The following is a 20,034-nucleotide window of genomic DNA, read 5'->3' as shown; positions in this document are numbered from 1 at the left end:
ACTGACATACAGGCGGGATAGTCGGGGCGCGCGGCGCGGGACGTCGGTGGGGGACTATTGATGCAGCCGATCCTGCGTGTGGCGGAGGTGACGAAGGCCTTTGACGAGACCCCGATCCTCAAGGGCGTGAGCTTCCAGATCGCGCAGGGCGAGTTGGTGTCGATCATCGGGCCGTCCGGCTGCGGGAAGTCGACCCTGCTGCGCTGCCTCAACGGACTGGAGACGTTCGATACCGGCAGCGTGGAGATCTGCGGCGTCCGGATGGCGCGCGGTCCCGGTGCCGGGCCGTAGCCCAAGGACACCCCTCATCGCCTGCGCCGGAACGTCGGCATGGTGTTCCAGGGCTTCAACCTGTTCCCCCATCGGACGCTGCTTCAGAACGTGATGATGGCGCCCATGGTCGTGAAGAACACCGACCGCGAGGAAGCCGCAGGTCTCGCCGAGCACCTGCTCAGGAAAGTCGGTCTGTCCGAGCAGATGGACCGCTATCCCGTCAACCTCTCCGGCGGCCAGCAGCAGCGCGGCGCCATCGCCCGCGCGCTCGCCATGGCGCCCAAGGTGATGCTGTATGACGAGCCGACCGCCGCGCTCGACCGGGCGCTGGTGGACGAGGTGCTGGACGTGATGCGCCAGCTCGGCGCCGAGGGCCTGACACAGATCGTCGTCACCCAGGAGATGCGCTTCGCCCGCGAGGCGGATCGCGTCGTCTATATGGAGGCCGGCGAGATCGTTGAGATTTCGGGCAAGGGCGCGATCTTCGAGCGCCCGCAGGAATCCCGCGCCCGGCAGTTCCTGGAATGCTTCGCATGATCCGCGGTCCTCGTCCCCCGATGGCCGTCCTGTGCCACGCGCTCGCATGTGTCCTGTCCGCCCTATGCGTGGTGATGGCCGGGGCCGCAGCCCAGGCCCAGGACCGGCCGGCGTCCGCCGGTTTCTTCGGCACGCGGGCCAAGGCGCCGGATGCCGCGCTCACCTCGGCCCCGCAGGTGCTGCGCTATGGCGGCGACGGCGCCTCCGGCGCGCCCTATCTGTTCAAGGATCCCGCCGCGCCCAGCCGGATCATCGGGCTGGAGGTGGACATCATGGCCGCCCTCGGCCCCCGGCTCGGCCGCCTGCCGATCTTCGTCCAGGCGAGCGCTGAGACGATCGGCCGTGGGCTCGATGCCGGCGCCTACGACCTCGCGATCAGCCACGCCTCCGGCCGGCAGGCCGCGACCGAGACCTCCATTCCCTATTACACCACCTTCGGCCAGATCGTGATCCGGCGCGGCGATCCCGAGGTCCAGGGACTGGAGGGGCTGAAGGAGAAGACCGTCGGCACGCTGCGGGCGAGCCCGCTGGAGGACCTGCTCTCCCGCACGCCCGGCCTCACGGTTGAGGCCTATGCCACGGAAGGAGAGGCCCTGGCGGAGCTGAAGCGCGGCACGCTCGACGCCGTGGTCATGGATTTTCCTACGGCGGTCTACTACGCCCGGCCCGACCGCGCCCTTCAGTTCAGCGGCAAGCCGGTCGGGCGGATCGAATACGGCTTCGCGCTGCAACGGGGCGCGAACCCGGCCCTCATCGCCGCGCTCAATACGGCGCTGTACGCGATGACGATGGACGGCTCGCTGCGCCCCATCCTCGACCGCTGGGCGCTGTGGACGCCGATGATGGCCCAGGACACCGGCGACAAGCGGCCGATGCAGGCCCAGCCTTCGGCCTACGAGCATTTCGTCGAGGCCACCGCGCCCTGGAGCGTGATCGCCGAGGTGGAGCGCTACACCCGCTTCCTGCCGCAGATCGCGCAGGCGGTGCTGGTGACGCTGGAGATTTCGCTGCTGGCGATGGCGGCGGCTATGGCGCTCGGCGCCCTGCTGGCGCAGGCCAGGGTCCACGGCGGGCGCTGGCTGGACCGGGTGGTGCGGACCTATATCGACTGCGTGCGCGGCACGCCGCTGCTGATCCAGGTGCTGTTCATCTATTACGGATTGCCCAAGCTCGGCGTGCAGTTCGACCCGTTCGTCGCCGGCGTGGTGGCGCTGGGGCTCAACTACGCGGCCTACGAGGCGGAGAATTATCGCGCCGGCCTCCTCGCCATCCCGCGCATGCAGATGGAGGCGGCGATCGCGCTCAACATGTCGGGTCGCCAGGCGCTGCGGCACGTCATCGTGCCGCAGCTGGTCCGCATCGTGCTGCCGGGCAGCAGCAATCATTTCGTCTCGCTGATCAAGGATTCATCACTGCTCAGCGTGATCTCGCTGGTGGAGCTGACCAAGACCTACGAGCTGATCTCCACCACCTATTACGACTATTTCGGCACCGGCATCCTGGTGGCGGCGGTCTATCTCATCATCAGCCTGCCCTTCGTGCGCCTCGCCAAATGGGCGGAGCGCGCGGCGAGCCGCGGCACCCAGCGCACGGTGCAGTGAGCGCCTTCGCGCTCAGGCGTAGCGGGCGACGGTGAGGCCCTCGATGTCGATCTCCGGCGTGCGGCCGGACACGAGATCGGCCACCACGCGCCCGGTGCCCGCGCCCATGGTCCAGCCCAGTGTGCCGTGGCCGGTGGCGAGGTGCAGATTGTCGTAGCCGCACGGGCCGAGGATCGGCGGGCCGTCCGGCGTGTTGGGCCTGAGGCCGCACCAGAATTCGGCTTGGGAGACGTTGCCGCCGTCCGGAAACAGGTCGGTGACCACATGCTCCAGCGTCGCCCGGCGCTTGTCATGCAGATCGAGATCGAAGCCGGCGAGCTCCGCCGTGCCGCCAACGCGGATGCGGTCGCCGAGCCGGGTGACGGCGACCTTGTGGGTCTCGTCCATGACGGTGGATTCCGGCGCGCCGGCGGCGTCGGTGATGGGCAGGGTGAGCGAATAGCCCTTCACCGGATAGACCGGCACCTTGACCCCGAGGGGGGCGAGCATCTTGGGCGAATAGCTGCCCAGCGCCAGCACATAAGCGTCGGCCGTCACCATGCCCTGGTCGGTCTCCACGCCGGAGATGTGCTTGCCGGCGAAGGTGAGCGCGCGGATGGTGCGGCCGTAGCTGAAGGTGACGCCGCTTTCCGCCGCCAGCTCGGCGAGGCGGTTGGTGAATTTGAAGCAGTCGCCGGTCTCGTCGCCGGGCAGCAGCAGCCCGCCCGCCACCTTCTCGCGGACGCGGGCGAGCGCGGGCTCGACGCGGATGCAGCCGTCGCGGTCCAGCATTTCATAGCGCACGCCGGAGCGCTCCAGCACGGCGATGTCGGCGGCGGCGTGGTCCACCTGGGCCTGGGTGCGGAACATGTCGAGCGTGCCCTGGGTGCGCTCGTCATAGGAGATGCGGGTGCGCTGGCGCAGGGCGTCCAGGCAGTCGCGGCTGTATTCCGCGAGGCGCACCATGCGGCTCTTGTTCACCGCGTAGCGGGCCTCGGTGCAGTTGGCCAGCAGTTGAAGGCCCCAGGCCCACATGGCCGGATCGATGCGCGGGCGGATGACCAGCGGGCTGTGCGGCATCAGCATCCACTTGATGGCCTTGAGCGCCAGGCCCGGCGCCGCCCAGGGCGCCGAATAGCCCGGCGAGACCTCGCCCGCATTGGCATAGCTGGTTTCCAGCGCCGGGCCGGGCTGGCGGTCGATCACCGTCACCTCGTGCCCGTCCTGGGCCAGATAATAGGCGCAGGCGACGCCGATGACGCCAGAACCCAGCACGACGACCTTCATGGGAGATCCCTTTTGCGGCGCAGCATCGCGAGGATGGTGCCGCGAAACGCGCGCGGCAAGGGCTGCCGCGCGCCGGTGTGTCTTGGTGGTGCGTTCCGGGGCGTCAGGCGACGTCGCGGATCAGCTTGCGCAGCAGGCTCACCATGTCCTTGATCTCCTGCTCGGTGGAGATGAAGGGCGGCGAGAAGGCGAGGCTCTCGCCGGTGTAGCGCATGTAGAGGCCCTGCTTCAGGCCCTGCTCGAACACCGTCAGGGCGCGCATGCCGGGCGCGTCGGGGGCCGGGGCCAGCTCCACCGCGGCGGTGAGGCCGAAGTTGCGGATGTCGATGACGTTCGGCTCGCCCTTGAGGCTGTGGAATTCCGCCTCCATCAGCGGCTCCAGCGCCCGCACGCGGCCGAACAGGTCCTCTTCCTCGAACACGTCGAGCGTGGCGTGGCCGGCGGCCGCCGCCATGGGATGGCCCGAATAGGTATAGCCGTGGCAGAACTCGATGGCGGCGGGCGGGCCGCTCATGAAGGCATCGTAGATCTCCTTGCGGGCGATGACGCCGCCCATGGGGATGATGCCGTTGGTGATGGCTTTCGCGAAGGTGATCATGTCCGGCACCACGCCGAGGCGCTCGGCGGCGAACGCGTAGCCGGTGCGGCCGAAGCCGGTGATGACCTCGTCGAAGATCAGCAGGATGCCGTGCTTGGTGCACAATTCGCGCAGGCGCTCCAGATAGCCGAGCGGCGGCACGATCACGCCGGCCGAGCCGGACATGGGCTCGACGATGACGGCGGCGATGGTGGAGGCGTCATGCAGCGCCACCAGGCGCTCCAGCTCGTCCGCCAGATGCGCGCCCCAGGCCGGCTGGCTCTTGGAGAAGGCCATCTCGGAGAGGTTGTGGGTGTGGGGCAGATGGTCGACGCCGTTGACCATGCCGGGGGCGAACATCTTGCGGTTCGACACGATGCCGCCGACCGACATGCCGCCGAAGCCGACGCCGTGATAGCCCTTCTCGCGGCCGATGAAGCGGGTGCGCGTGGCATTGCCGGTGAGGCGGTGATAGCCCATGGCGATCTTCAGCGCCGTATCCACCGCTTCCGAGCCGGAATTGGCGAAGAACACCCGGTTGAGGCCGTCCGGCGCCATGTCGGCGATGCGCTCGGCGAGCTGGATGGTGGCCGGGTTGGCCACCTGGAAGGCCGGGGCATAGTCCAGCGCGCGCACCTGGCGGGACACCGCGTCCACGATGCGCGGATGGGCATGGCCGAGCGGGGTGCACCACAGGCCTGAGGAGCCGTCGAACAGGCGCACGCCGTTGGCATTGGTGTAATAGGCGCCCTCCGCCGAGACCAGGGTACGGTCGGTCGGGTCGGCCTTGAAGCGGCGGTTGGATGTGAACGGCGCCCAATAGGGCTCCACATTGAGCTGCCGGGCGGTGGCGCCCTTGTCGGTGACCTGTTCCATCACTGTCTCCAAGGCTTGGGGGCACGCGATCGCCGCGCCGAAATTACGCAGCCTCACCTTAGGCATCGCTCGGATTTTGTATATATACAGTAAGCGGAATGATGTCAGGTGCTGTAGCGGTGCATCGACCGATACAGCCTGTGTCGCTTTGTTCATTTCCCTTGGCCTGCAGCAGACTTATAGCTAGGGATGCATATCTTTTGGGCCGTTGCCGCGCGGCTGGGCGGCGGCGTGGAGTGTCCATAGGCACCGGGCCTCGCACCGGGGGCTGTGGTGACAGGGGGTCGCGGTGCAGATCACGCTCGATACCGACGGCAAGGTGCCGCTCGTTTCGCAGATCGTCGCGGCGGTGACGGCGCGCATCGCCGAGGGCGCGCTGCCGCCAGGCACGCGCCTGCCCTCGGTGCGGGCGCTGGCCGGGCAGTGCGGGGTCAGCACGCTGACGGTCTCCAATGCCTACAACCGCTTGGTGGCGGAGGGGTTCCTGGAGGCGCGCCGGGCCAGCGGCTACTACGTCGCCGCCCGCAAGGCCGCGCGCGAGGCGCCGCGCCGCCTGCCGGCGGGCTCGGTGTCGATCGACGCGCTATGGCTGCTGCAGCGGGTCTATGAGGACGACCCCAACCTGCTGAAGGTGGGCGCCGGCTGGCTGCCGGAGAGCCACCTGTTCACCGACGGCCTGCGCCATGGCCTGGCCGCGCTGGCCAAGAAGCCGCCCTCCGCGGTCTCGCGCTACGGCAACCCGCACGGCTACGCGCCGCTGCGCCGGGCGGTGCAGATGCTGCTGGCCCAGCGGGCCATCGACTGCGAGCCGGACAACATCATCCTCACCCACGGCGCCAGCCAGGCGCTGGATCTGGCGGCGCGCGGCCTGCTCCAGGCCGGCGATACCGCCTTCGTGGACGATCCCGGCTATTGCAACCTGTTCCCCACCCTGCGGGCGCTCGGGGTGCGGGTGGTGGGCATCCCGCGCACCACCCAGGGGCCGGACGTGGACGCGCTCAGGACGCTGGCGGAGCGCCACCGGCCGCGGGTGTTCTTCACCAACACCATCCTGCACAACCCCACCGGCACCGGCTGCTCGCCGGCGGTGATCTACCGGGTGCTGCGGGTGGCGGAGGAGTTCGATTTCTTCATCGTCGAGGACGACATCTTCGCCGGCATGGCGCCGGACCAGGTGCCCAATATCGCCAGCCTGGACCAGTTCCGCCGGGTGCTCTACGTGGGCTCCTTCTCCAAGACGGTCTCGCCCAGCCTCAGGGTCGGCTATCTGGTGGTGGGCCGCGAGCTGGTGGAGCGGATGCTCTACCTGAAGTTGTCCGGCGGCCTCACCAGCTCCGAGATCACCGAGCAGGTGGTGCATGCGATCCTGACCGAGGGGCACCACAGGCTGCATCTCGCCCGCCTGCGCGACAAGCTGGCGGCGGCGCAGAAGGCGGTGTGCGACAGCCTGGAATCCGCCGGGCTCAGCATCTTCCACCGGCCCTCCGGCGGCATGTTCGTCTGGGCCGGGCTGCCGGGGGCGCCGGACATGGCGGAGGTGGCGCGCCAAGCGCTGGACGAGGGCATCATGCTGGCCCCCGGCGCGCTGTTCCGCGCCGACCAGAAGGCCACGCCCTTCATGCGCTTCAACGTCACCCACGCTGACCATCCGCGGCTCTACCGCTTCCTGGAGCGGGTATCCGAGGGGATGGTACGAGATACGGCTTGATCCGGCCGGAAAGTTCGTCCACTCGGTTGGCGAACCGTCCCCGACCCACACGCAGCGCGTTTCGACACGGAGTTTCCCACATGCGCCTCACATCGGATGCCAGCGGGCTTTTTCCCATTGCCCCCACGCCCTTCCACCCCGATGGCCGCATCGACGAGGCCTCCATTGACACATTGATGGAACGTTATGTGGCAGCCGGCGCCACCGGCGTCACCGTGCTCGGCATCATGGGCGAGGCGCCGAAGCTGGAGCCGGACGAGAGCCTCAATATCGCCGGCCGCTTCGTGAAGGGCATGGCCGGCCTGCCGGTCATCGTCGGCGTCTCCGCGCCGGGCTTCGCCGCCATGCGCTGGCTCGCCCGCGCCGCCATGGACAAGGGCGCCGCCGGGGTGATGATCGCCCCCGTCCCGAGCCTGCGCACCGACGACCAGATCCTCACCTATTACCGCCAGGCCATCGAGGCCATCGGCACCGACATCCCCTTCGTCATCCAGGACTACCCGCTCACCCTCTCGGTGCAGATGACCCCCAAGGTCATCCGCCAGATCGTCGAGGAACACCCCTCCTGCGTGATGCTGAAGCACGAGGACTGGCCGGGCCTGGAGAAGATCAGCACGCTGCGCGGCTTCCAGAAGGACGGCACCATGCGGCCGATCTCCATCCTCACCGGCAACGGCGGCATGTTCCTCGACTTCGAGATGGAGCGCGGCGCCGACGGCGCCATGACCGGCTACGCCTTCCCCGAGATGCTGGCCGACGTGGTGAAGCTGCAGAAGGCCGGCAAGCGCGACGCCGCCCATGACCTGTTCGACGCCCACCTGCCGCTGCTGCGCTACGAGCAGCAGCAGGGCGTGGGCCTGGCCACGCGCAAGTACGTGCTGATGAAGCGCGGCTTCATCGCTTCCGACGTGCAGCGCAAGCCCGGCGCCGCGCTCACCGCCACCGCGCGGGCGGAGGTGGACTATCTGCTGGCCCGCCTCGCCCGGATCGACGCGCGGGCGCTGCCCCAGGCCGCCTGAACCAGACACAGCGCCGCGCGGTCCCTGCGCGGCGCCTTTGCTTCCAGCCCCGTTCCGGAGACACCAGATGACCCGAACCGCCCTCGTCACCGGCGCCTCGCGGGGCATCGGCCGCGCCATCGCCCTGCGCCTCGCCCGCGACGGCTTCGCCATCGGCGTGGGTTACGCCGGGCAGGCGGGGAAAGCCGCCGAGGTGGTGGACGAGATCACCGCCGCCGGCGGCCGCGCCGTCGCGCTCCGGGCGGATGTCGCCCAGTCCTCCGATGTGGAGCGGATGTTCAGCGAGGCCGAGCAGGCGCTCGGCCCGGTCACCGCCGTGGTCAACAGCGCCGGCGTGCTGAAGATGGTGCCGATGGCCGCGTGCACCGACGCCGACTTCGCCGCGCTCATGGCCATCAACGTCACCGGCGCCTTCAATGTGCTGCGCGCCGCCGCCAACCGGCTGCCGGACGGCGGGCGCATCGTCTCCATCTCCACCACGGTGGTGGCCACCGCCATGCCTAATTACGGCCCCTACGCCGCCTCCAAGGCCGCCGTGGACCTGTTCACCCGCGTGCTGGCCAACGAGATGCGCGGCCGCAACATCACGGTGAATGCGGTCGCCCCCGGCGCCACCGCCACCGACCTGTTCTTCGAGGGCAAGACCCAGGAGCTCGTGGATCGCCTCGCCAAGGCGTCGCCGCTGGAGCGCCTCGCCGTGCCCGAGGACATCGCCGGCGTGGTGGCCTTCCTGCTCGGCCCCGACGGCGGGTGGGTGAACGGCCAGATCCTGCGCGCCAACGGCGGCGTGGCCTGATCCCGGGGGGCATCCGCGCCGGAGCTTTCCACAGGACCTCACGAGGGGCGTCCGCGCGGCGGACCTGAAGCGCCCCCAAGCCGCCAGACCAGGAGAACACTGTGCTGCAGCCGCCCCCCGCCGAACCCGGCATGCGCGAGGACGAGGTCGATACCCCGGCCCTGATCCTCGACCTTGACGCCTTCGAGGCCAATCTCGACACCATGGCGGCGCGCCTTGCGCCCACCGGGGCGAAGCTGCGCGCCCATGCCAAGACCCACAAGAGCGCGGTGATCGCGCGGCTGCAGATGGCGCGCGGCGCGGTCGGCCAGTGCGTGCAGAAGGTGGGCGAGGCGGAAGCCCTCGCCCATGCGGGCATCGACGACATCCTGGTCAGCAACGAGGTGGTCTCGCCGCGCAAGCTGGCGCGTCTAGCGGCGCTCTCGCCCATCGCCCGCGTGCAGGTCTGCGCCGACGATCCGGCCATGGTGCCCGTGCTGGAGGCCGCGGCCGCGGCGGCCGGCATCCGGCTCTCCGTTTTGGTGGAGATCGAGGTGGGCGCCCGGCGCTGCGGCCTGGAGCCCGGCGCCCCGGCGGCGGAGCTGGCGGCGCGCATCGCCGCCTCCAAGCATCTCGCCTTCGGCGGCCTGCAGGCCTATTTCGGCAGCGCCCAGCACAAGCGCCAGCCGGAGGAGCGGCGCGCCGCCATCGCCTTTGCCGGCGCCTGCGTCGAGCGCACGCTGGAGCACCTGCGCGCCCACCATCTCGACTGCCCCATCGTCGGCGGCGGCGGCACCGGCACCTTCGCCTTCGAGGCCGGCAGCGGGCTGTGGACCGAGATCCAGGCCGGCTCCTACATCTTCATGGATGCGGACTATGCCCGCAACATCGAGCCGCCGCCGTTCCGCCATTCCCTGTTCGTGCTGGCCCAGGTGATGAGCGCGCCGGCGGGCTCCGGCCGCGCGGTGGTGGACGCCGGCCACAAGGCGGCGCCCATCGACAGCGGCTTCCCGGTGGTGTTCGGGCGGCCGGACCTCGCCTATGTGGGCGCCTCCGACGAGCACGGCGTCATCGAGGCCCGCGACGGCGCGCTGCCGGCGCTGGGCGAGAAGCTGCGCCTCATCCCCGGCCATTGCGACCCGACGGTGGACCGCTACGACTGGTATGTGGGCGTGCGGGGCGGCCGGGTGGAATGCCTGTGGCCGGTCACCGCCCGGGGCATGATGGCCTGAGGCGTCCGAGCCTCAGGTCTCCTGTTCGAGCCGCACCTTGCTCTCCACCGCCAGCGGGCCGAGGCCGGTGTGGAACACCCGGAACTCCAGGTCCGTGGCGGTGCGGGGCAGGACGAAGGGCAGGTCGATCCGCTCATAGTCCCCCTGCGCCATGTCGCCGAAGGTGAGCACGCGCTCGGCAAGAAGGCGCGCGCCGCCTTCCGCGCAGACGTCGATCCGCGCCACCGGCGTATCCGGCGCGGGCGCGCCGTCCATGGCGGCCATTCCAATCTGGAACTGCGCGCGGTAGCGGCCGGCGCGCAGCCGCGCATAGGGGCCGAACATCAGGAAGCCGGGCGTGCCGGGCTCGCCATGCACGCTGGTGCGGGCATAGTGGACGACCTTGCGGCCGGCCGCGTGATGCAGGCGATCGAACACGCGCGGCCGGGGCCCGACCTGGGCCAGGAAACGCGCCCTGGCCGCCTCGTAGACGATGGTGTCCAGCCGCGTGCGCAGGACCAGCAGTTCCTCGGTCTCGTCGTCGATCTCGACGGCCTCCACCGGCACGAAGCTCTGCGGATCGAGCGTGAAATTCTCCCGCGTGTTGTTGGTCCAAGCGATCTCGCGCGGCGGCGCGACGTCGAACAGGCGGCAGGCGAGGTCGATGCTCTCCGGCAAGTGCTCGTAGATGCCGCAGAAGTCGATCCTGTCCAGGTTTTCGAGCGCGGCTTCCAGCATCTCATGCTCGTCGCGCCAGAGCTCGCCCCTGGAATTGAAGACCTTGTCGCTCAGGAAGCGGGTGGTGAGATTGTCGATCTCGTTGAAGAGCGCCGGAACCGGGAGCTTCAGGAAGCTCTTCAGGTCGTGCAGCTTGGCGAGGCGCAGGATGTGGATGTTCTGCCGGTCGATCACGGCATTGCTGTAGGAGCGCCAGTAGAGATAGTGCGACAGCAGGCGGTCGATCGGCTCGCGCAGCACCGTCATCATCCGCCACGGCGGCGGGATGCGCGACAGGTTCTGGTAGCTGTCGTGCATGGAGAAGAAACGGAATCTTCCGAGCTGCTCCGGCGGCCAGAACCTGATGCCGTCCAGGCGCTCCGGGCAGACGTCATCGGCCGGATAATAGGACCGCATGATCTGGTCGATGGTGGTGCCGGCGGTCTTCGGAACGTGCAGGAAGACGATGCGCGGCAGCCCGGCCCGGATCGGGTCCGGCTGTCCGCCGGCGGGGGCGACGCCGGCGTGCCCTTCCGCTTCGGGGAACGGGTTCAGCGCGTCGACCAGCCGGGGCCGGCGGTGCGGACGTCGGTTCTTCATCGCCTGGCCTCGCGCAGGCCGCCGGCGGCCGGCTTCGCGCCGGGGATGCGCATGATGTTGCGAAAGGTCTCGTGCCCGGAGAAATCGCGGTGGCGTGTCAATCGCTCTCGCGGCGGGGCGGCGAGGTCAGCGTCTTCCGGCAAGGCGTGCGGGCGCGGCTTGGCGTGGAAGGTGAGGCCGGGGCCCTCGGAGCCGCGCAGGACTGCACAGTCGCGATTCGAATCCCCGTCCGAAGCGCTGCGCGCCGGTGTATTGACCTTCAATTTCATCATTTTTGCAGTGCGAAGAAATAAACGGCGTGCCGATCCCGGTCCTTAAACTGGCGGAACCCGGCCGGCTGTCAATAGCCATCTAAATAGCATGCAAAGAAGGTATCAAAGTACACCGCCGTGCGCGGCGGGAGAGCTTGCGTCCGGTGGGCGGATGCTCTGCCGCGACGGTCAGTCCCGGGGCGGCGGCACCAGGAAGTCGAAGTCGCAGCCGAGGTCGGCCTGGAGCACGGCGGCGTCGAACAGGCGCGCGTAGCCCCGCGCCGGGGCGGTGGCTTGCGGCCGGGCGGCCAGCGCGGCGGCGCGCCGGGCCAGCTCGGCCTCGTCGATCAGCAGATCAATACGCCGGCCGGCGAGGTCGAGCCGGATGGCGTCGCCGGTTTCCACCAGCGCCAGCGGCCCGCCCACGGCGGCCTCCGGCGTGATGTGCAGGACGATGGTGCCGAAGGCGGTGCCGCTCATGCGCGCGTCGGAGACGCGCACCATGTCCTTCACCCCGGCGCGGGCCAGCTTCAACGGTATCGGCAGATAGCCCGCCTCCGGCATGCCCGGTGCGCCACGGGGGCCGGTGTTGCGCAGCACCAGCACGTCGTCGGCGGCCACATCGAGCGCGGGATCGTCGATGCGCCGCGCCATGTCCTCCACATTCTCGAACACCACCGCCCGGCCGGTGTGCTGGGTGAGGGCGGGGGAGGCGGCGGCCTGCTTGATGATGGCCCCGCCGGGGGCGAGGTTGCCGTGGAGCACGGCCATGGAGCCCTGCGGCTTGATCGGGTTTCCGCGCGGGCGGATCACGTCCTGTCCGGGCACGTCCTCGGCGCTCGCGGCGATCTCGCGCAGGCTCGCGCCGGAGACGGTCGGGGTGTCGAGGTCGATCAGGTCGCCGAGCCGGGCCAGCAGCCGGGGCACGCCGCCGGCATGGTGGAAATGCTCCATGTAGTGGGCGCCGGAAGGCTTCAGGTCCACCAGCACCGGCACCTCGCGGCCCAGCGCGTCCAGCATGCCGAGGTCGAACGGCAGGCCGAGCCGGCCGGCGATGGCGGCAAGGTGGATGACGCCGTTGGTGGAGCCGCCGATGGCCTGGAGCACCACCGCCGCATTGCGCAGCGACCGCGCGGTGATGAGGTCGCTGGGGCGCGGCGCGCCGCTCGCCGCCATCCGGGCGGCCAGCGCGCCGCTGGCCTCGGCGAGGCGGATGCGCTCCGCATGCGGCGCGGGGATGGTGGCGCTCATGGGCAGCGCGAGGCCCATGGCCTCGATCACGGCGGCCATGGTGCTGGCCGTGCCCATGACCATGCAGGTGCCCACCGAGGGGGCGAGGCGGGCGTTGACCGCGGCGATCTCCTGTTCGTCCATGGTGCCGGCGCGGTGCGCCGCCCACAGCCGCCGGCAGTCGGTGCAGGCGCCCAGCACCTCGCCCTTGTGATGGCCCACCACCATGGGGCCGACCGGGAGGACCACGGTGGGCAGGTCCACGCTCGCCGCCGCCATGATCTGCGCCGGCAGCGTCTTGTCGCAGCCGCCGATGACGATGGCCGCGTCCATGGGCTGGGCGCGGAGCATCTCCTCCGTGTCCATGGCCATGAGGTTGCGCAGATACATGGAGGTGGGGTGGGCGAAGCTCTCGTGGATGGAGATGGTGGGGAACACCATGGGCATGGCGCCGGCCAGCATCACCCCGCGCTTGGCCGCTTCGATCAGCGCCGGCACGTTGCCGTGGCAGGGGTTGAAGTCGGAATAGGTGTTGGTGATGCCGACGATCGGCCGCTCCAGCGCGTCGTCGGAATAGCCCATGGCCTTGATGAAGGCCTTGCGCAGGAACAGCGAGAAGCCCGCGTCGCCATAGCTCGTCAGCCCCTTGCGCAATCCCTTGGCCATGCCCGTCTCCCTGGTGCCGTCTTTGCTGCGACCATTCGGGGCGGTGGCGGGAATGTCAACGTGGGCGCGGGGTCGCCGTGGCAAAGCTTGCGGCGGCGGCGCGCAGTATAGTACCAACCTTGGCGAGTGGTAAAAAGGCGTTTCGCAGAAAAGCCGCGACTGTTACTATCGAGCGCGGGAAGCGAGGTCTTGACTGTAGCATGACAGCGGAGAAGGACAGTGGCACTCCCGTCGAGCATCTGCTTGATGCCGACGATCTGGCGGACGCGCTGGAGGACCGCCGGTTCAAGCAGTTCCTGGACCAGGTGCCGGTGGCCATCGCGGTTGCGGAATTGAACCTGCCGGATCCGCCCGCGGGCGAGCGGATCATCTATGCCAATCTGGAATTCGAGCGCCTGACCGGGCAGGCCGCCGCCGCCGTGATCGGCCGCGGCTGGGCCGACCTGCCCGGCCATGCGGCGGAGGATGCGGATCGCGCGCTCGGCGCGGCCATCGCCCGCGACGAGGATTTCATCGGCGCCTTCGTGCTGCCCCGCGACGGCGCCGAGCTGCGCGTCGACGCCTGGTCGAACGTGATCGAGGACGACGGCGGCGCGCCGCTGTTCCGCCTCGTCGCTTTGGTGGAGACCGGCCGCTCCGGCGCCGAGGAGCAGAGCCTGCGCACGCGGATCCGCGACCAGGACACGCTGCTCAAGGAGTTGCAGCACCGGGTCAAGAACAACCTGCAGATGATCACCGCGCTGATCCGCCTGGAATCGCGCAACCTCTCCGACGAGGCGGCGAGCGAGCGGTTCGACCGCCTCGCCGGACGAGTGGAGGCGCTGGCGCTGCTCTACCGCTCGCTCTCCGACGAAGAGAAGGGGCAGGTCATCGATCTTGGCGTCTACCTCAGCCAGATCGCCTCGGCGGTGATGGGCGCCCATGCGGTGGAGGGCATCCGGCTCGACATGAAGGTGGATACCTGGCCGGTCTCGATCAACGTGGCCATGCCCACCGGCCTTGCGGTCAACGAGCTGCTCACCAACGCCCTGAAGCACGCCTTCATCGGCCGCGAGGGCGGCACCATCACGCTGCACAGCCTGGTGGACGCGCACGGCTGCCGGGTGGTGGTGGCGGACGACGGCATCGGCCTGCCCGAGGGCGCCGCGTGGCCGCGCACCGGCAAGCTGGGCGCGCTGATCGTCAATTCCCTGCGCGACAACGCCAATGCCTCGGTCACGGTGGACTCCCGTCCCGGCGCGGGCGTGCGGGTCACCATGTTCTTCGCCCGGGCGGATGCGACGCCCGAGGCCGCGGATGCGACGCTTGAGGCGCGTTCGTGATAGCTTTGCGCGGCTGCCGCCGTACATCCAACGGCCGGTCCGGCCCAATATCATTCCAGAGGATGCTGTAATGCGCCGTTCGGCTCTGACCCTTCTGTTCGTGCTGGCGCTGGCGGCGCCGGCCGGGGCGCAGCAGCAGCCCTATGCCGGCAAGGAGCAGGACGGCCTGCGCCGCTGCTTCGACGACAGCGTGATGAAGCTCGGCGAGCAGAAGGTGCCGCTGGAGGATTTCGGCGTGGTCGCGGTCGGCCTGTGCGATGCCCCCATCCGGGTCTATCGCGACTATGTCATCGCCTTCGAGATGCGGCGCGGCAATGCCAAGCCGGGCGCGCAAGGCCGCGCCGAGGCGGCGCTGGCGGCCGAGTTCCGCCGCGCCAAGGACGCCTTCATCGCCTATCAGAAGAAGGGCTCGGAGCGCAAAGACCTCGGCACCCACGCCGAGGCGGAGGTCTGAGCCCGGCGCTCAGGCCCGCGCCAGCGCCAGCAGCCGGTCGAGCCCCGTGGCATCGCCCAGCACGGCGGCCTTCTCCCGCGCGGTGAGACCGGCCAGCGCCTCGGCCAGCGTCTCCGCATCCTCCACCTTGGCCAGTCCCACCAGCCGCTCCACGCCGACGTCGCCCTTGGGGCGCAGGCCGCCGGATGGCAGCATCGCGCGGTGGGCGGCGAGCAGCGCCGGGTCGGCGGCCAGCCGGCCGACCGCTTCCGGCACCGGGCCGGTGGCGGCGAGCTGCTCCGACAGCGCGCGGGCGCGTTGCAGCACGGCGGGCGGGTCCCTCTCCTCCGGCGTGCGCAGCAGGCCGAGCCGGGCGAAGGCGGCGCCCCAGCCGCGCCGCGCCGTGCCGGCGGCGATGGGCACCGCCAGCACCAGGCCGAGGATGACCGGCAGCATCCAGTAGAACAGCTCCACCGCGATCAGCCACGCAGTCACCGCCAGCACGAGGCCGAGGAGGGTCTCGGTGGCGTAGCGGCGCAGCGTGTCCGTGAACGGCACCGAGCCGTCGTCGCGCCGCTGCGGCTGCCAGCCGGCGTCGCGGCCCAGGAGAATGCCCGCCACCCCACCGGACTGCACGACCATGAGGATGGGGGCGGCAAGGCCGGAGATCAGCGTCTCCACCACAAGCCCGGCGAAGGCCGCGAGCCCGCCGCCGAAGCCGCGCCGCCGGGCGCTGAACAGCAGCAGCGCATAGGCGATGAACTTCGGCAGCAGCAGCACCGCCATGGTGCCGGCGAACACCCAGGCCGCGCGCACCGGGTCCTGCGCCGGCCAGCTCGGAAACAGCGTCGCGCCGGAGGGGAAATAGTCCGGCGGGATGAAGCGCGCCTGCACCGAGATGGCGAGGCCCACCAGCAGCAGCACCAGCCACAGCGGCGAGGTGATGTAGGAGCCGATGCCGGTGAGCAGGTGCACCCGGCTGGCGAAGGCGAGGCCGCGCGCGGGCAGCACCGCCGCATGCTGGAGATTGCCCTGGCACCAGCGCCGGTCGCGGATGGCGAGGTCGGTGAGCGAGGGCGGGCCCTCCTCGTAGCTGCCCTCCAGGCCGGGCACCATGTGCACGCCCCAGCCGCCGCGCCGGATCAGCGCCGCTTCGATGAAGTCGTGGCTGAGGATGTGCCCGCCGAACGGCGTGCGCCCCTTCAGGTGCGGCAGGCCCGCCTCGCTGGCGAAGGCGGCGACGCGGATGATGGCGTTGTGGCCCCAGTAATTGCTGTCCGCCCCGTGCCACCACGCCAACCCCTGCGCCAGCAGCGGGCCGTAGAGGCGGCCGGCGAACTGCTGCGCACGGGCGAACAGGGTGCGCCCGCCGACGATGATCGGCAGGGTCTGGATCAGCCCCACGTCCGGGTGCGCCTCCATGGCGGCGGCGAGGCGCACGATGGCGTCCCCGGTCATGACGCTGTCGGCGTCGAGCACGATCATGCTCTCATAGGCGCCGCCGAAGCGCGTGACCCATTCGCCGATATTGCCCGCCTTGCGGTCGATATTCTTCGGCCGGCGGCGATAGAAGATGCGCTCTGCCCCGGGATACTCCGCCCGCAGCCGCGCGCGCAGCGCCAGCACGCCGGCCTCCTCGGCCACCCAGGCGTCCGGGTCCGTGGTGTCGGACAGGATGAAGACGTCGAACCATGCCCCGGCGCCGGTCTCCTGGAGCGATTCGTAGGTCGCCTGGAGCCCGGCCAGCACGCGCTCGGGCGCCTCGTTATAGGTGGGCATGAGCAGCGCCACCCGGTGCGTCACCGGCGGCAGCGGAGCGTGGGGATCGATGCCCAGCGGCCGGCCGTGGCCGATCATCGCGATCGCGCCGCCGACGGCGCTGGTGCAGGAAAACGAGATCCAGGCGAACAGCACGACGAAGAGCGCCAGCACCACGGCTTCCAGCAGGGTGAGCCCGCCCACCGAGAGTACCAGATACATCTGCCAGGCGGCGACCATGGTCATGCCCGCCGCCCCGCCCATGACGAGGAGGCGGCGCAGCCAGAGGCCGGCGGGGCGGGTGGAGGGCTGGCGCGCCGGACGGGTCCAGCGGGCCAGGTCCTGCACCGGCATGGCGAGCGGCGCCTCCGGCGGCATGAGCGGTGCCGGGGGAGGGGCCATGGCGGCGGTGCCCGCGGCGCGCCCGGTCAGGACGTCCATCGGTAGACCCAGGTCTCGGACACCCGCTCCTGGTCGCGCATCACCACGGCGCGCAGTTCCACGGGGCTGGTGTTCTTCGGGTCGAGCGTGAAGGCGAGGCGCCAGCCCTTGATGTCCGGATTGGGTTCCAGCACCACGTTGCGCACCTCGCCGCCCGAGGCGCTGACGTCCGCCCGCACCGCCTCCATGGGGATGGAGGCGAGGCTCTCGCCGACGATGTCGAGCACGAACTGCCGCCCCGAGGCGCCGGCGCCGGCGCGGGTGGCGGCGAAGCGGCCGAGCTTGGCGGCATCCGGCCCGTCCCAGCCCCAATGCAGGCGGTAGACATAGCTGTATTCGCCGCCCTTCTTCAGCGGCTCCTTCGGCCGCCAGAAGGCGACGATATTGTCGTGGATCTCCTCCTTGGTGGGGATCTCGATGAGATGCACGGCGCCCTCGCCCCAGTCGCCGATGGGCTCCACCCAGACGCTGGGGCGGCGCTCGTAGCGCGCCTCCAGGTCCTGATAGTCGAAGAAGGAGCGCTGGCGCTGCATCAGGCCGAAGCCGCGCGTGTTGGTGTCCATGAAGACGGAGAATTCCAGCCGCTGCGGATTGGTGAGCGGCCGCCAGATGCGCTCGCCGGCGCCGTTGATGAGCGCCAGCCCCTCCGCATCGCGCACCGCGGGGCGGAAGTCGTCCACGCCGTTGCGGTCGTTGGGGGCGAAGAAGAACATGGAGGTCAGCGTGGCGAGGCCCGACTGGGCGACGTCGGTGCGCGGATAGAGGGTCATCTCCACCGCCATGTCGGTGGCCGTTCCGGGACGGATGGTGAAGCGGAAGGCGGCGGCGGCGCTCGGGCTGTCGAGCAGCGCGTGGACGACGCAGGAATCCGCCTGGGGGCGCGGCACCTCGACCCAGAACGCCTTGAAGACCGGGAATTCCTCGCCGCCGGGATCGCCGGTCTTGATGGAGAGGCCACGGGCCGAGGAGCCGTAGATCTGGCCCTTCGCCACGGCGCGGAAATAGCTGGCGCCCTGGAACACCGCCACCTCGTCGAAATAGTCCGGCCTGTTCATGGGCGCGTGCAGGCGGAAGCCGGAGAAGCCGAGGTCGAGCTTGGGATCGGGGGCGGGCAGCTTGTTGTCGAAGCGGAAATAGTCCTGCGCATAGGGCAGGGCGCGGGCCTTGCCGTCGGCCACGAGAGCGATGTCCACCCGGTCGCGGAACAGGAATCCGCGATGCAGGAGCTGCATCTCGAACGGCAGGTTGTCGCCGCGCCAGAGCGACTTTTCCGGCTTGAAGCGGATGTTGCGGTAGTCGTCGTAGCTGAGCTTGTCCAGCTCCGCCGGCAGCTTGGTATCGGGCGCCTGGTAGGGCTTCTGCGCCAGGTCGCGGGCGAGCTGGCGCACGGTGGAGGGGCTGAACGGCGTGCCCTGCGGATCCTGCGCCTGTGCCTGGCTGACCAGCCCCTGCCAGCCCGTCCCGCCGAGGACGGACAGAAACGGCACTGTGGCGGCGCCCTTGAGCATCTGGCGGCGATCCATGGTTCCTCCGGCTGTGTGACGGGCGGGCCGCGCTGCATGTGCGAAGCTCCGAGCCCCAACTTCTGCGGCCGAGCTTAGGTTCCCGAACGGGAGGAAAGCTGGGCGCAAACGTGGCCACCCCGGGCATTCGGCGTGGCCGCGGCGTGGCAGCCCATGCGAGCGCGGGGGGGCGCCGGCGGCTATCGCGCAACGGGCCCGCCGGCATTGCCGCCACAGGACGGTGCCATTTGAACGGAACCTGCTCTAGCTTGCCGGCGCCTCAGCCGGGAGACCGCATGTGACCACGCTCGTCCTTACCCGCCACGGCCATGTGCCGGGCATCGCGCCGGAGCGTTTCCGGGGGCAGATCGAACTTGAGCTTTCGCCCACCGGCATGGCGCAGGCGGAGGCGGTTGCGGCGCGCATCGCCGGGCGCTGGCAGCCGTCGGCCATCTACACCAGCCCGCTCGGCCGCTGCGTCGCCACCGGGGCGAAGATCGCCGCCGCCGCCGGCTGCGCGGCGCAGGCCCATCCCGCCCTCGCCGACATCCATTATGGCGACTGGACCTGGAAGACCCACGAAGCCGCGCAGGCCGAGCATGGCGCGCGCTATGCCCAATGGCGGGCGGCGCCGCACCGGGTGCGCTTTCCCGGCGGCGAATCGCTCCAGGACGTGGCGGTGCGCGCCGCCGACCTGATGCGCCACGTGGCCGAGGCGCACGAGGGGCAGACCGTGGTGCTGGTGGGGCACGACAGCTTCAACCGCGTGCTGCTGATCCACCTGCTCGACCTGCCGCTGTCCGCCTATTGGAACATCGGCCAGGACCCCTGCAACCTCACCGTGCTGGAATGGGCTGGAACGGGGCCGGCGAAGCTGCTGCGGCTCAACGACACCGGCCACACGGAGCACCTGCCGCCGGCGCCGCCGGCCTGACTCCTAGTGGGCGAGAGAGAACGCTTTACCGTTCAAATGGCGATGCTATTTGAACGAAACGTGCTCTAGGTAGTGTGGACTCTTGGGGTTCCCGGGCTGAATGATCTGTGATTCAAAGCTGCCTTTGATGAGGCAGCGATGGGTGTTCTTGATCGACTGGTGCTTGGGGATGAGCAGTGGGCGCGGATAGCGCCGCACATCATCGGCGACGAGCGGACGCGCGGCTCTTCGGGCCGGGACAATCGTATGTTCATCGAGGCGGTGCTGTGGATCGTGCGCACCGGCTCGCCTTGGCGCGATCTGCCGGAGCTGTTTGGAGAATGGAACACCGTCTTCC

General features: G+C 70.0%; 14 protein-coding genes and 2 pseudogenes. 10 read left to right on the top strand and 6 right to left on the bottom strand.

Annotated elements, in window-relative coordinates; translation table 11 throughout:
* Window positions 1-60: 60 nt before the first annotated feature.
* A pseudogene (locus YU1_RS30145) lies at window positions 61-810 on the top strand (amino acid ABC transporter ATP-binding protein).
* Window positions 807-2,411, top strand: a complete 1,605-nt coding sequence (locus YU1_RS30140) for an ABC transporter permease subunit (RefSeq protein ID WP_198018979.1) — start codon at window positions 807-809, stop codon at window positions 2,409-2,411. Before YU1_RS30145 ends, YU1_RS30140 begins: the two are co-directional and overlap by 4 nt.
* Before the next feature lie 12 nt (window positions 2,412-2,423).
* Here the strand turns inward: YU1_RS30140 and YU1_RS0118755 are convergent.
* A pseudogene (locus YU1_RS0118755) lies at window positions 2,424-3,695 on the bottom strand (D-amino acid dehydrogenase); the annotation flags it as partial.
* An 85-nt stretch (window positions 3,696-3,780) separates the two neighbouring features.
* Complete coding sequence (aptA, locus tag YU1_RS0118750; protein WP_029005397.1) at window positions 3,781-5,130, bottom strand: omega-aminotransferase AptA; 1,350 nt, start codon at window positions 5,128-5,130, stop codon at window positions 3,781-3,783.
* Between the two features lie 289 nt (window positions 5,131-5,419).
* Here aptA and YU1_RS0118745 point away from each other — a divergent pair, with 289 nt between their 5' ends.
* The 4 genes from YU1_RS0118745 (at window position 5,420) to YU1_RS0118730 (ending at window position 9,864) form a co-directional block, all read left to right on the top strand.
* Window positions 5,420-6,838, top strand: a complete 1,419-nt coding sequence (locus YU1_RS0118745) for an aminotransferase-like domain-containing protein (RefSeq protein ID WP_035715903.1) — start codon at window positions 5,420-5,422, stop codon at window positions 6,836-6,838.
* An 80-nt stretch (window positions 6,839-6,918) separates the two neighbouring features.
* A complete protein-coding gene (locus YU1_RS0118740) occupies window positions 6,919-7,857 on the top strand; it encodes a dihydrodipicolinate synthase family protein (RefSeq protein WP_029005395.1) in 939 nt (312 codons plus the stop codon).
* A gap of 67 nt (window positions 7,858-7,924) precedes the next feature.
* Window positions 7,925-8,653, top strand: coding sequence for an SDR family oxidoreductase (locus tag YU1_RS0118735; protein ID WP_029005394.1), 729 nt, complete (start codon window positions 7,925-7,927; stop codon window positions 8,651-8,653).
* 131 nt (window positions 8,654-8,784) lie between these two features.
* Window positions 8,785-9,864, top strand: a complete 1,080-nt coding sequence (locus tag YU1_RS0118730; RefSeq protein WP_035715912.1) for a DSD1 family PLP-dependent enzyme — start codon at window positions 8,785-8,787, stop codon at window positions 9,862-9,864.
* A 12-nt stretch (window positions 9,865-9,876) separates the two neighbouring features.
* On the opposite strand, the gene YU1_RS0118725 is transcribed toward YU1_RS0118730, so the two are convergent.
* On the bottom strand, window positions 9,877-11,160 hold the full coding sequence (locus YU1_RS0118725; RefSeq protein WP_029005392.1) for a sulfotransferase family 2 domain-containing protein: 1,284 nt from the start codon (window positions 11,158-11,160) through the stop codon (window positions 9,877-9,879).
* A 440-nt stretch (window positions 11,161-11,600) separates the two neighbouring features.
* Window positions 11,601-13,307 (bottom strand): IlvD/Edd family dehydratase, encoded by a 1,707-nt coding sequence (locus tag YU1_RS0118715; RefSeq protein ID WP_029005391.1) that lies wholly within the window; start codon window positions 13,305-13,307, stop codon window positions 11,601-11,603.
* A gap of 200 nt (window positions 13,308-13,507) precedes the next feature.
* Between YU1_RS0118715 and YU1_RS0118710 the strand changes: the two genes are divergently transcribed.
* Window positions 13,508-14,629 (top strand): sensor histidine kinase, encoded by a 1,122-nt coding sequence (locus tag YU1_RS0118710; protein WP_029005390.1) that lies wholly within the window; start codon window positions 13,508-13,510, stop codon window positions 14,627-14,629.
* A gap of 70 nt (window positions 14,630-14,699) precedes the next feature.
* Entirely contained in the window at window positions 14,700-15,083 is a 384-nt protein-coding gene (locus YU1_RS0118705) for a hypothetical protein (protein WP_029005389.1), read from the top strand.
* Window positions 15,084-15,092: 9 nt separating this feature from the next.
* Here YU1_RS0118705 and mdoH read toward each other — a convergent pair whose 3' ends face one another.
* Together mdoH and YU1_RS0118695 are read right to left on the bottom strand one after the other, a co-directional pair.
* Window positions 15,093-17,261 (bottom strand): glucans biosynthesis glucosyltransferase MdoH, encoded by a 2,169-nt coding sequence (mdoH, locus tag YU1_RS0118700; RefSeq protein ID WP_035715901.1) that lies wholly within the window; start codon window positions 17,259-17,261, stop codon window positions 15,093-15,095.
* Window positions 17,249-18,784, bottom strand: coding sequence for an OpgD/OpgG family glucan biosynthesis protein (locus tag YU1_RS0118695; protein WP_029005387.1), 1,536 nt, complete (start codon window positions 18,782-18,784; stop codon window positions 17,249-17,251). The genes mdoH and YU1_RS0118695 overlap by 13 nt, the downstream gene beginning before the upstream one ends.
* 277 nt (window positions 18,785-19,061) lie before the next feature.
* Between YU1_RS0118695 and YU1_RS30135 the strand changes: the two genes are divergently transcribed.
* Together YU1_RS30135 and YU1_RS30130 are read left to right on the top strand one after the other, a co-directional pair.
* Window positions 19,062-19,697 carry a histidine phosphatase family protein gene (locus YU1_RS30135; protein ID WP_035715900.1) on the top strand — a complete coding sequence of 212 codons (636 nt, stop codon included), beginning with the start codon at window positions 19,062-19,064 and terminating at the stop codon, window positions 19,695-19,697.
* A 138-nt stretch (window positions 19,698-19,835) separates the two neighbouring features.
* Window positions 19,836-20,034, top strand: a 199-nt coding sequence (locus YU1_RS30130; protein WP_035713249.1) for a transposase, incomplete at its 3' end; no start/stop codon positions are given.

The sequence above is a fragment of the Azorhizobium doebereinerae UFLA1-100 genome, assembly GCF_000473085.1.
Taxonomy (GTDB): domain Bacteria; phylum Pseudomonadota; class Alphaproteobacteria; order Rhizobiales; family Xanthobacteraceae; genus Azorhizobium; species Azorhizobium doebereinerae.
This window is presented reverse-complemented; position numbering and strand designations above follow the sequence as displayed.

What these genes read in the sequence shown, in the direction of transcription:
- YU1_RS30140 (WP_198018979.1), top strand. Translation starts at nt 807, where the DNA reads ATGATCCGCGGTCCTCGTCCCCCGATGGCCGTCCTGTGCCACGCGCTC.
- aptA (WP_029005397.1), bottom strand. Translation starts at nt 5,130, where the DNA reads ATGGAACAGGTCACCGACAAGGGCGCCACCGCCCGGCAGCTCAATGTG.
- YU1_RS0118740 (WP_029005395.1), top strand. Translation starts at nt 6,919, where the DNA reads ATGCGCCTCACATCGGATGCCAGCGGGCTTTTTCCCATTGCCCCCACG.
- YU1_RS0118735 (WP_029005394.1), top strand. Translation starts at nt 7,925, where the DNA reads ATGACCCGAACCGCCCTCGTCACCGGCGCCTCGCGGGGCATCGGCCGC.
- YU1_RS0118730 (WP_035715912.1), top strand. Translation starts at nt 8,785, where the DNA reads ATGCGCGAGGACGAGGTCGATACCCCGGCCCTGATCCTCGACCTTGAC.
- YU1_RS0118725 (WP_029005392.1), bottom strand. Translation starts at nt 11,160, where the DNA reads ATGAAGAACCGACGTCCGCACCGCCGGCCCCGGCTGGTCGACGCGCTG.
- YU1_RS0118715 (WP_029005391.1), bottom strand. Translation starts at nt 13,307, where the DNA reads ATGGCCAAGGGATTGCGCAAGGGGCTGACGAGCTATGGCGACGCGGGC.
- YU1_RS0118710 (WP_029005390.1), top strand. Translation starts at nt 13,508, where the DNA reads ATGACAGCGGAGAAGGACAGTGGCACTCCCGTCGAGCATCTGCTTGAT.
- YU1_RS0118705 (WP_029005389.1), top strand. Translation starts at nt 14,700, where the DNA reads ATGCGCCGTTCGGCTCTGACCCTTCTGTTCGTGCTGGCGCTGGCGGCG.
- mdoH (WP_035715901.1), bottom strand. Translation starts at nt 17,261, where the DNA reads ATGGACGTCCTGACCGGGCGCGCCGCGGGCACCGCCGCCATGGCCCCT.
- YU1_RS0118695 (WP_029005387.1), bottom strand. Translation starts at nt 18,784, where the DNA reads ATGGATCGCCGCCAGATGCTCAAGGGCGCCGCCACAGTGCCGTTTCTG.